This window comes from Xenorhabdus szentirmaii DSM 16338 (genome assembly GCF_002632585.1).
Classification (GTDB): Bacteria; Pseudomonadota; Gammaproteobacteria; order Enterobacterales; family Enterobacteriaceae; genus Xenorhabdus; species Xenorhabdus szentirmaii.
In genome coordinates this window covers 2134329-2146819 of the sequence record NZ_NIBV01000001.1, presented here as the reverse complement: position 1 = coordinate 2146819, position 12491 = coordinate 2134329, and the positions used below count along the sequence as shown (strand labels likewise).

The 12491-nt window shown below is 50.0% G+C and carries 2 protein-coding genes; both read right to left on the bottom strand.

Going from position 1 to position 12491, the window contains the following annotated elements; translation table 11 throughout:
• Positions 1 to 19: 19 nt before the first annotated feature.
• The gene (locus tag Xsze_RS09670) at positions 20 to 4501 is read right to left on the bottom strand and encodes a SpvB/TcaC N-terminal domain-containing protein (protein ID WP_038240573.1); all 4482 of its coding nucleotides are present in this window, start codon (positions 4499 to 4501) and stop codon (positions 20 to 22) included.
• A 53-nt stretch (positions 4502 to 4554) separates the two neighbouring features.
• On the bottom strand, positions 4555 to 12165 hold the full coding sequence (locus tag Xsze_RS09665; RefSeq protein ID WP_038240574.1) for a Tc toxin subunit A-related protein: 7611 nt from the start codon (positions 12163 to 12165) through the stop codon (positions 4555 to 4557).
• Between the last annotated feature and the right edge of the window lie 326 nt (positions 12166 to 12491).

Here is a 12491-nt window from a genome sequence, read left to right as displayed (position 1 = left end):
GAACAGGCATCACTGAACTTTATGCTGTCATTTCACCAGCAGTGTCATTTTCATCTTCATTCACCACAAACCAGGGGGTGAATAAGGCCCGGCGTAACCCGCCCTTAGCGGTGATAACCTGATATTCACGCCCCAGCGGATCATAACAATGGGTATCGGCATACAGATCCTGCCGGGCGCTGTCATCACGGACATACTGCCAACTATTCAAGAAATACGGTTGATACGTCCGCAAGGCCTGACCTTTTCCGTCATATTCTGTACGTCCGGAAACGGCCCAACGGAAATCCGTCATGGCTGTTTCAGGCATGCCGTGGCTGTCAGCCACAATGGCACCGTGCTCATCACGCACCCAGGCTTCCCCGTTTTCATGACGTACTGCTGTCTGTAATGTCCGCCCAAAGCCATCACTAAACGTAACCGTTTGACGTAATTGTTGTTCCGGATCGCTATCATAGCGGTCAGTGATCACGCTCAGGATATGGGGTGGGTTCTGTGAATTGGCTTGCACTGGCATGGCGGCGGCAGGATTATTTTGTTGCCAACGACGAAAAGCAAGCGACAGGAGATAGCCATCTTCAGTGATGATCCCGGCTGATTTCAGCTCGCCATAAAGCTCCCCATCACCATAATTAGAAAAGCTGGCCTGAACCATCCAGCTCAGAGGGGCATAAACCATCAATCCCGCAACAGGTATGCCGGGTTTCAATGCCAGGGCATCATCCACCGTTGTGGGGACAATAAAGGGGGTGGTTTCATTTTCCTGAGGGGTATATCCTTGTTCTTCACCGTTTTCAGTCCCCCAGAAACGGAAGCTGGTTACCCTTCCCAAAGCATCAAACGTTGCGGTGTGATGGTTGTCATTGATATCGGTGGTGTTATCCGCAACCATGAATCGATAATCATAATGCGCTTGCATACGCAGGCCAGCCGCATCCTCTGTCGCGGTGACAACACAGTAATGGCTATCCCACGTGACTGTCGTTTTACCCGTGAGCTTGGTTTCCCGTTGCACCAATGGCCGATAGAATCCGTCTGCACCGGCATATTCCGTGAATTCCTTTTGTCCCGCCCAGACACTGAAATCTGCATGTTCACTGAACGGCACATTTGCCGTATTCCAGCCAGCATCTTTCAGCTGTTTTGTCAGTTCCTGCTCATCCATGACCCCCCTAAACGCCGCCAGCGATCGTTCATCGAACTCTGCGGTTTCAATGTAAGCCACCAGCGGAGGAATGGCGGGCCGCTCTTCCGGGCCGGTATATGCCACACGTTGATGTCCCAGATAATCGGCTGCGGCATCCGGCAACAACAATGCCCCTGCACTTGTGGCAGAAAACCATTCAAGGGAAAATCCACCGTCCGGCACTTTGTCTGCATGATAAATACGGGCGTCACTGCGCGAGGCGTCCATAAGCCCTGTGATCCACGTATCATCATCATTCAGATGATGGTAAGAAGAACGCTGGCGTGTCAGGCGAAGGCACATCTGTTGTTCGTCATAACTGCTGGCGAAAAGTGTTTCGGGCAGGGTATCCGGATAAGGCGATAACTCAGGCTGTGGGCGTCTCGGATAGGCAATTTCGAGATTGTCCTGCGGAAATCCCAGCGCATCAGATTTAAGGACGATCTTTTGGCTGCACTGTGGATCTGTTGCAACCCGTTCATATCGGTATTGGCGGGATTCAGCCACCGAAACCAGTACCGCAGGAACGTCCGATGCCATAACCGGCAACAAACGTACTTGGGGGCGGGACTCATCCACTGAATAAGGCGTACCGGCCAGTATAGAATCATCATCCCCATACAACTCACTCCGTAAACGCTGTCCTTTTAACGCCCGAAGCAACCAGTATTCTTCCTGTTCTTTCGGTATGACAGCGATATCATCACCGGATTTTTCGTCATAACGGGTAAAGCGCGGGGTAAAATGAGGAAATGCCTGCTGATCCCCCAGCCAATACTCCCCGGGCAGAAGAATATCAACCTCCCGTACACCAGTGCCGTACCAATTCACCGTGCGTGAAGCGGCGGGGGGTTCGGCCTGTACACCCTGCGTCGCACTTGAGCGTGAATCAATGTCAGTTTGCGTCACACGTCCAAAGCCACGAAACTCCCGTTCCAGGCCATCCCAGGTACCATGTGAATAATTATAATGGCTGGACAATCGGTTACCGGAAATTTCATCCAGAACTTCCGTGCGCCACAACACATGCACGGGGAACGGTAAGTAGCTGACCGCCGTAATCCCGGATTCCGAAGCCTGCAATTTCTCATCCAGCCAGAACTGGGCAGAGCTGCGGTAACACAGTGTGGTTTCTGTGCCCATATTGTTATTGACGGTATTCAGCAGCCAAGGCTTGAATGTGGTCATATCCAATCGCCAGTGCTGCACATTCATATGGGGGACAGTCAGAATAATGCTGGCAGTCCCCAATCCTTGTGTATCCGCAACTTGTAACCGGCAAGTATTGTCAAAACTTACCCCATCCGGCAGGTCAATACGCTGGGGTTCAGCAAAACGATTGCCGCTTTCATTGGTATAGAGTTCAAGGTGGGTATTGCGGGCATAAAGAAAATCGGTGGTGCCTGAGCCATCTATGTCGACCATATACAGCCTGTCGGGGTTAAACGTTTCCCCGCTAATCCGGAAGCCGGTCATCATCAGCGGCTCGCCAAATTTTCCATGCCCCAGGTTCGGCCAGTAACGCACGCTATCTGCCGTCACTTCCACCAGATGTGATTGCCCGGAGCCGGTCATATCACTGAATGCGACAAGATGACACTCATTTCTGCCGGGAACCGGCAATGGCATATCTGACAAATGAATCACATCCTGAGCGCTGTCCCACCCTGTCCGGTTATTTGACCAGACGCGCACACTATTGGGACCGATAAGCGCTAAATCAGGCAGCCCCGCCCCGTCAATGTCAGTCAGTTTTGCCTGCGGATGGAAATACTCCATTGGCACAGCGGATAATGGAATAAAGGGTGTCCATTCCCCTTCCGGCGTCATGGTATGGTAGCCCCGTAACCCTGTTGCCGTAATCACCCAATCCAGACGCCCGTCACCGTTTATATCCAGCAACATCGCGCTTTCTTGTTGTACCGGAATATGTGGCAGTGGTTTTGCCTCCTCATAAGTAACCGCATTCGTTTCTTCCGTTCCCTCGGCAGTGGTATCCCGTACCGGAGCACGATACCACCAGGCTTTCCGGACATCCTGATAGAGCACGCCGGAAATTCCTTCCCCGTATAAATCAACCATTTGGTATGGCTGCAACGTATTCAGTTTTTCCAGCTGCGGCATGGCCTGCCAGTTCAGAGCCACGCCATGATTAACACGTTGGTAATCCATTTCCAGCGGGGACATCATCACTGGCGTACCATCCGCTTCATGTGCCAGTCTGCGGGCAGTTTGCAGTAAGGAAACCTTGTTGTTCAGGTCATAATCCAGAATCAGGCGGGAAACCAGTGCTGGTGTTTCTTCTGCAACATGTTCCCCTGCCAGTGCGTTTAACTGATGAAACATCAGAATCTGGCGACACAAGCGGCGGGTTCGAATTTCAAATCCGTATTCATAGCGGGAGAAACTATCCGGGCGACAAAGCCATTTTCCAGGCACATTGAATTCTGGTATGACGTTTAAGGAAGATGAGCACTCACCGTAATCAAATACCAGATGAAACAACCAGTCATTATCAGCAGGAATACCTGATTTTACAGCGAGAAAAACGGTTTCCGGCTGAATATTGCCATAACTGACTTTTGCCAGATAACGCTGGGCCGTAACACCTGAATGCTGGGCAAGTTCATTCTCATCACAGCCGAGATCGTCTTCTGCCCGATAGTGATAGTAAATATGTTCTCCGGTATGGGTGACGGTTTCCTCTATCAGCCAGCGGGCAATTCTGGTTTCATCTTGCGGGTCAGCAATACGTGCATGGTGGTGCTTACCAAATAGATGCATTAAACCATCCGCAGTAAAAAGCACCCAGAAAGCCGCCTCTTTTTTGCCCCCCTGCTGCGGCTGCCAGTGCTCTAGACGAACGATTTTCTCTGCCACGCGGGGCTGATAACGGGTAACGGTATGGGGTTGTGCCAGAACAGTGCCCAACAGTGAGGTTGCAGTGCGTTGCTCTGGTTGCCCTTGGCTGTCCGGCACAATACCCAACACTTCCCCATCCGGCCCGAGATATTCGTCTTGTCCGGTATATTTGTCTTGTCCGGTATAGCGCGGAACGCCCTTGGCGGTACGCAGGCTGATAAAGCCAGCCCCACACTGCCACCCCATCCCGAATGGCCCATTGCCTGCCGCACTGCTGTAATTCAGCGACAGCACCGGCACCAGACCACGCCCGACAGAAACCGGCAAGGGCAGTGAAAATGACGCGACGCCCTCTGCACCGACGGCATTGAATGCTTCTCCCATTCCTTTTAGTGATCCGCCTCCGGAGGGCAATGACGGTACTTCAAGTTTCAAAGGTGTTGAACCCTGCATAAAAACTCCTTGGGCAGGCTCCCTCAGGAGCCTGCCTGTCACAATGTTTTAAATTAAGAACGAATGGTATAGCGAATATGCAGAATGATATCGCTCAGGCTCTCCAGCAGCGCTTTCTGCCGATCCGTTGAATCCGGGAAACTCAACGTCAGACTGCCATTGTCATTCACCGGAATACCTTCAAATGGCAAATAACGAGTGTCGTTGAAATCCAGTACAAACTGACCGCTGTCATTCACGCCGTGGGAAAGCGCAATGGCGCTGCAACCGCGTGGCATGACTATACTGCCCCCATAGTTCAGCACGGCCCGGATATCCTCATACGGCCCGATCAGTGCCGGCAAGGTGACACTCACCTGTTTCAACTGACGGGTAGTGCCAAGGCTTTCGGGGTAGTCGCTGAAAATGTTCAGGTCGGACAAACGCATTGAGGCTTCTATCTGGCGGTTACTGAGTTTTAATTCATTGCCGGAAGAGCCTGCGTTGCCTTTCCCTTCACGCAGGAATTGAGTGAGTTTCTCTGCCAGATTGAAGTTGTCTGAGGATAAGGCTTGATAGAACTGTGCCAACGATACGGTACGGGTCACTTCCAATGCCCGCTCATCACGCTCCAGCCACGCTTTTTCCATTTCTGCCAGATTCAGTGATAGCGTTTCCCCTGCCATCAAACCCGCGGTAGTCCCGTTCCAGGCATCGCCCCGGATAAAGGTGACGCCGCTGTCATTCAGTTCGCGGCGCAGCGCTTCCTGTGCCATCAGACTGAAGGATTGGGTCAGGTCAAAGAATTGGTAATAAATGGCGCTCAGTTTGCCGCGCATCCAACTGTAAAGGGCTTTGTTGGTGAATTTACGCTGTAACAGCTCTAATTGAGCCTGAGTATGGGCCTGCTGGGTTTCCTGATATTCCACTTGCATCTGTGCGGATTCGCGACGGATTTTCAGTGCCTCCAGTTGGGCATCCATTTGTTTGACTTCACCGTCAGCATTATCACGCTGAATTTCCCACTCCTGACGGCGGCGGCGATAGGTTTCTGAACGGCTGATTTTTTCTGCGGAAGACTGGGAAGCGGCTGCGGAAAGCGACAGCACAGAGGCGGAAGCACGCAGTGCTGCCCCCCAACGGCTTCCGCCAGTGGCAAAGCCGAACACGTTTGGTACTAAATCAGCCACCCCTTCTGCGATTGAGAGCGCCTGCCCGGCCAGAGACTGGCCTGCTGCCGCATCGAGCAGTGCCATTGCCCGCTGTTCTCCGTGGTTGATGTCTTCGTCATACAGCCGCTGGTATTTATCCAGACGGTTCTGCGCACTGCGCCGGCTCTCTGCCAATACAGCGATATCCGCATCCACTTCATCCACGGTGCGTTGCTGAATGCGGATGCTTTGCGTCGCCAACTCCATGCCCTGTTTCAGTAACAGTGTGGTGAGTTCATCGGCATCATCATGCTCTGCCATGCTGAGCAGGGAAGTCCCGAATTGAGTCAATTGCGCCACCAGATTGCGGGCACGCTCCAGCATCACCGGGAAGCGGTATAACGACAATGTGCCGGGCAGCACTGCACTTCCGCCCTGAGAGGCCTGTACCATACTGGTAAGCAGTGCTTTCGGATCGGTAGGTTCGGCGTAAATCGCCAGCGATAGCGGTTGTCCGTCAATGGAAAGATTATGGCGCAGGTTAAACAGGCGCAATCGCAGGGTTTTCCAGTAATCGGTGAGCGCCGGGTTATATTCCGGCAGGAACAGGCCCACCAGCGAGTTAGCCGTGCGGAGATTCTTGGGAACCCCGCCACGGCCCAGCATCGTAAGATCCTGCTGGTAGGCAGCCTGCACGGTTTGGCTCGCCGCGACGGAAAGGGACGGAGCTGCCCACTGGCTGCTGCCGTAATCCTCCGGCTCATCACCCAGCAATTCCAAAGCGCGCACGTACCACATTTTGGCTTCATTCAGCGCATCGCGGGTCAGTTCACGATAAGCCATATCGCCGCGCAGAATCAGTTGATCCAACAGGCGCATAAAGGTGGCAACTTTATAATGCGTCGGGTCATTTTGGGCCACGGCATCCGGATCAATGGCATCCAGCGGATTGGCATTCCATGAGGTGGTTTCTTCCAGCGGCCGGCAATTCCAGGTCCACGGCGCGATTTCCCCGTTAACGATATAGCCGGCAGGATTGTAAATATAGTTCATCCATTTTGTGGCTTCGTCGAACTGTTTTTCCTGTAACAGGCGCTGGAAGCACATCATCGGGGTGTAATAGAAAAGTTCCCAGTAATAGAGGGCGCTGGCGCTGTTGAAATCCAGAGGTTCGGTAGTAGTGCCGTTATGTATTTGTATGTTGGCAAACATACTGACATCTGAGCTTTTATGGATACCTATTACGCCGCCTTTATTCGTAAAATGTGGCCCTGCCCATGCAGTATCATTTTTGTTCTTCTGAGTGATTAAAAACACTTTGGCAATGAATTCATCACTACGCGGTGTATCATCCAGAGGAATAAAGAGCCGAACAGCAAGCTCGGTGTCCTGCAACAGCCCTGCGTAAATAACATGTACATTATCATCAACCACATGTTTGAGGTTGAGCTGGAATGCCTGGTTGGTGCCATGCGTCGCTGAATTGTAAGGTGGCAGGGTGAAAGTAGCATAGAAACCTTTACCCAACTGAGGTTCAGGCAGCCGCTGGGTTTCCATTGTCAGGATAGTATCAATGCCCGTATTGGCTCTGGATACGAGTTGGGGTGCCAAAAGCGTATTAAGACGAATGCGATAAACGCCGAGTTGCATATATTGCGCACCCGAACGGGTTTCGCGCAGAAGCAGAATGTCATCCGGATTATAATTCACCCGTTTCACAGACAGCGTATTATTGATTTTACCCAGCACCCGTCCGTCTTTGGCCCTGGCCTCAAAAATGATCTCCAGCGGAGCGATATTATTGGTAAAGGCCAACGATGAAGCATCAATTTCCAGCGGTTTAAAGGTGTACGGCATGGCATCAAAACTGTTTGCCGGCAAGGAGGCAACATGGTTACTGGCCGTAAAGGTGTGGGTTTTACTGCCAGCTACCACCGTAATTTTGATATCGGTATTATTAACTCCCGTATTAATAAACAACCAACCGGATGATTGATAAGAACACCATATATGGAAGTCATTGGCAGGCCTTGCGCCATCAATAGAATATATACACTTTTCAAAATCACGGCTCTTCATATTGCCAACATCAAAAACTGCGCGTAGGGCAGAGGTTGGGGAAAATGAAAACTCGAAAAGTCGAGCATAATAACTTTCGATTTTCCCTATCGCACCGTTTCCCATATCAACAGGTGTTAGAATCAAACGCCTCATGTTGGTTGAGCTGTAAATATGATCTTGAACTGATGCAATATAGTTTTTCGTTTTGTTATAAACGGTGATTGGTCCCCCCAGATCAGAGTAACCGCCATAATGTTTGAAGGTATTTGCGATGATAAATGCATTGCCGTACTGGGATTTTCCATCCACCCCCGTCAGCTTCATGGCACTGATTTGTTTGTTTCTGATGGCATTGCCACTACCATCATACCTGACGGTAAAAGCGGCATTATGTAGCGTAATAACAAGGTCATCACTGGAATATTTACTGGTTATCTGCGGAATATTCCCGTTCTCCATAACCGTCAAACTATAATCACCGATGGCTGAACCCATCTTCAACAAGGTAGGTACTTCAAAATCCTGAGCGAAACGATAGCTGGCCTTTCTGACTAAGTCTTTATCTTGAGTATTGTCATTACCTTGAGCATTAATGACATCAAAGGTATTTTTCAGTTGGCTATAGTGGCTGAGTACGGTGTTCTCCATTCTTCTCACAGAGCCATCGCCGTAAATGGTCATGCCTGCCACATTTTTGTTGTTGCCGCCAAAATCGTTGTAATCTTTCCCGGTCTTGTACACAAGCACCAGTAGAGTGTCTTCGCCCTGAAAGCCTGATGCCGCCAGCCCCAGCCGTTCAGCGTCAGGGTTGTTACCAGTAACAGCTGTTACCTGTGTGGTAATATCGTAAGACCAAGGGGCACTCCAACTGCCATCATGACGCAAAAACGCCAGTTTCAGTGTAAAACGGTCATAGGTTTTTACCGGATCAGTGCCGTTTTCCGCCACTTCATCTTTTTCTACCCAGATAAGGTGCAGGCGCTCCCTGAATATGACCGGCCGTATTGCATCCCTGTAGGGGTTGACCGCGGTATCAATCTTTGTCCACTCTTTCCAGGCATTGGCTGCCAGTTTACCCGCCTGCATCCGTGATATATCCACGTTACGCCAATAGTATTCCGGCAGGTTCTCCCGTGTTTGGCCAACAAACCAGGTCAGCCCGGTGTTGCTGTTGACGTTGTCGTGATAGGCACTGACCACTTTCAGGTCTGCCACGGTTTCAAAGCGGGTCAGATAGGTTTTGAACGCCTCTTCTACGGTGTCCCGGCTAAGCTGACTCTGGCTGATATTCTCCAGCAGTTCATCCATCATGCGGGTCTGCCCGATACGCTGGGTCGGGTCAATGTAGTTTTCCGGATAATAGACCAGCCGCGAAACCCCGCCCCAAGTGCTGTAACGGTTATTCACCGTCCAGTCGGTGAAAAATTGTCGGGTTGACACATCGGCACGGGCATTGGGCTCTATCCGGTTCAGCGCCCGGTTGATGTAGAGCTGAATGCCGGCAATCGCCTCTGCCAGTCGGGTGATTCTCACGGCAGAAGAGACCTGATTATCGATCAGGAAATAGCTGTACAAATCATCCCGGCTTTGCAGGGACACACCTTCTGGCTGGATATTCGCCAGAAACCAATTGCACAGCACGCTACTCAGGCGCTCTGCGGTATAATCCTCCAGCGCCTGAGCCTGTTGTGTACTCAGACCGGCTGCCATATTTTCTGCCAGCGTTTGCCACTCATCCCAAGAAGGGAGTTCTGGCACAGTTTTGCTTGGTTCAGTCACGTAGCGGATATTCACCAGTGTGCGGATAACCGACGGCATCGTGTGCAGTTCTGATGCCACATCTATCCATTGCAGTACGGTGTTGATATCTTGCCAGCACTGAAGGCGGTTTACGCCGGCGGAAACCATGGCCTGCGTTACCATACTGATGTCCAGCCCCATCACTGCGGCCAGCCTGTCTGCCGCCAGTGTCTGCTGGCGCAGCATATCCAGCGTGTCAGAGCCGGGATTGCCCAGCCCATTAATCCACTGGTGGAATCGGTAGAGTGAAAACAGAGTATCAATATTGTGCTGTCCGGCGGGTTGGCCTTTTGCCCCCAGCACGGCGAAGCCGGAGATGACCAGCACGGAAAGTTCCGCTTCACTGAGGCGCAGTGTCTGTACGGAAAGCGATAACTGTGCCATCACATGGCAGAATTGTACCAACTGGGCCGTTTCACTGGCATTTAACGATTCTCTCAATACCAGTGTGATAAACCCGGCAATATCCAAACTGCCCGGTCGCAGGTTATCGGTCCACAACAGGATATAACGCGCCATATCCGGTGACGCCAGATGCAGCGTTGCGGCAATAAACGGTGCCAGAATTTCAGCCTGAAGTTCTCGATTGTTACTTTGTGCTATATCTTCACTAAGACGCGGCCGGAGGGTATTAAGCAGATTACTGATTTCCGGTGAAATATTCCCGCTGACCTCCGGAGTACATAACAACCAGAGCATTTCAGTGGTTATTTCCGCTTCGGTCAGCCATTGCGTCACCTGATAGAACCAAATGACCAGCCGTGACAACTCACCAGCAGACAATGAAGCTGTTGTTTTGCCATTGAACGGCGAAAAGCCATAAAGCATACCGAGTTCATTGACCGTCAGATGATGGCTGCGGGACAGTAACGTAAGGCGATAAAGTGAAGAGATAACAGAGACAGAAAGTGTAATGTTATTTTGTGCGTCCAGTACCCCCGCCAGTTTGCCCAACTGGTACAGTTCACCACTGTTGACCCCCAAACCACGCATCAGGGCTGAACGGGCGAAGGTGGCCTGCCCCTCACCCGGATCAATGCTGACTGTGCTGCCGTCGGCTTCAAAGATTTTCCCTTTCAGCGGAGGTGTATTAAAGATACGGTTAAAATGACTGGCCCTGTCGTCATCGGCATATTGATTGATGACCGATCCATTCAGCACCTGTGCATCATCAACGCTCAATGTATAACGGTTACTGTAGAACAGAGTATGAAAAACTTTAGTCAGAACTGAATCGGTTATGACGCCCTGTGCATTATCACTGCGTACAATCGTTTGCAGTTCATTCGGCGAAAGCCCGCTAGCCAGACACAAGCGAATGGCTTTATTCAGTTTGAGCGCAAATATTGTCAGGGGATAAGATTCAAAAGTGAATATCCCGCCACCCTGATTTTCGGCGTAGCTGGAAGAGGTATAGCGATAGGCGTATATCTTTACACCGTTTTTGTATTCGCTATCAGATATGTTCGTCAGATAATTACTTTTAAAACTCGTATTGGCAATCAGAGGCCCGGCAAGATTACCGACAATCCCACTTGTTCCTGAATTTTTTCTGAGAGTCGCCCCAAATTCTCTTGAAACTTTAAAATTGGCCCGTATAAAAAACTGATTATTTCCTTCATACATCAAATCAAAATAATTCACATGCTTGTCATAATCATCTGTTTTTACACGTGTTATTTTATAAGCTTCAAGTTTACTCTCATTATTTATTACCAAGCCCGTTGAAATATTATCCACATAAGCAGAGGCGCCGTCAGAATAGCCATTCTGCAACATCCCGAGGTATTTCTGCACTTCGGAAAGCTCAAGACCATAATGCTTGGCTATCCACGATTGTGACGCGAAATTCTCGGGTGTGACATTTTCACTGAAGTTTTTCGCAAATAAATCATCAGCGTTCTCTTCCGTAATCTCTTCAGTCAAGATGTCATAAAGCTCCGGAGAGATATTAGCCAGGATCGCCAGTAATGAAGCCCCTTCCGCCTGTCCCATCACCTCCGGGTTACGGGACAGCGCTGACAGCGTACTGTCATGCGACATAATGACCTGACGGACAGTCTCATAAGGCTGGTGGTAAGGTGTATCAATGGCTTGGCGGTAAGTTGACAGGCTCTCCATCAACGCATCCGAATTCCTTCCGGTCTTGCGGGTAATATGTTCCAGCAACAGTTCGTTGGACAACGTCAGGGTGGAGATTTCCGTATCCATATTATTCTGACTCAGAGTCAGGTCAGCCAGATCCGGGCGGCGATTATCAAGATGATAAGCAGAACTTGTAAAATGCAAGTCTTTTGCTTCACGATACAACTCTGTGAGATAGCCAGCCGGTGAAAACATGGAAGCCACTGAACCCGGTTTCACAAAGGAAGAAGAACGGGAGCCAAACATTTCATCATAGCTGCGTGAAGCACTGTCTTGTTCAATTCCCAGACGGACAGCAGCGGATAATTGCGGGTTGGTGCGGGTGAAAATACGCGCTTCCAACAGGCGATTACGTTTTTTTTGTTCAGCAGCTTCGCGATAGAGATAGTGAGCTTCTCCCCAGCTAAGCTGTTGTTCGAACATACTTCTCAATTCATGGAATGAGAAAGGCTGAAGGTCTGCGAGAGTCATTGCTTGGCTATCGCGGGTTTGATTGATTTTGTTCAGTAACAAATCTGTACTGTACATAATAACCTCAATGGTTTTATAAAATAGGATTGTTGGTTAAGCGTTCAGCTGGAAATTTTGTTTATTTTGCAAGCAATTATTTGTTTTAAATGAGATTAATGATATTAAAGAGGATACCATTCCAAATAAGGAAATAACGTACGGTTTTCTGCTGAAATTTCGCTTTAATCATAAAATTTATCACTGGCTTGAATGCCAAGGCTGTCATCAATATTGTGTCATGCAGGCTTCTTCTTCTCTTCCTTAAAATAAAGAAGAGTACCAAAAGGAATACATGCTCAAGTCCAGGATCGAGCACAAATCCACATATTCTTTCCATCAAGAGT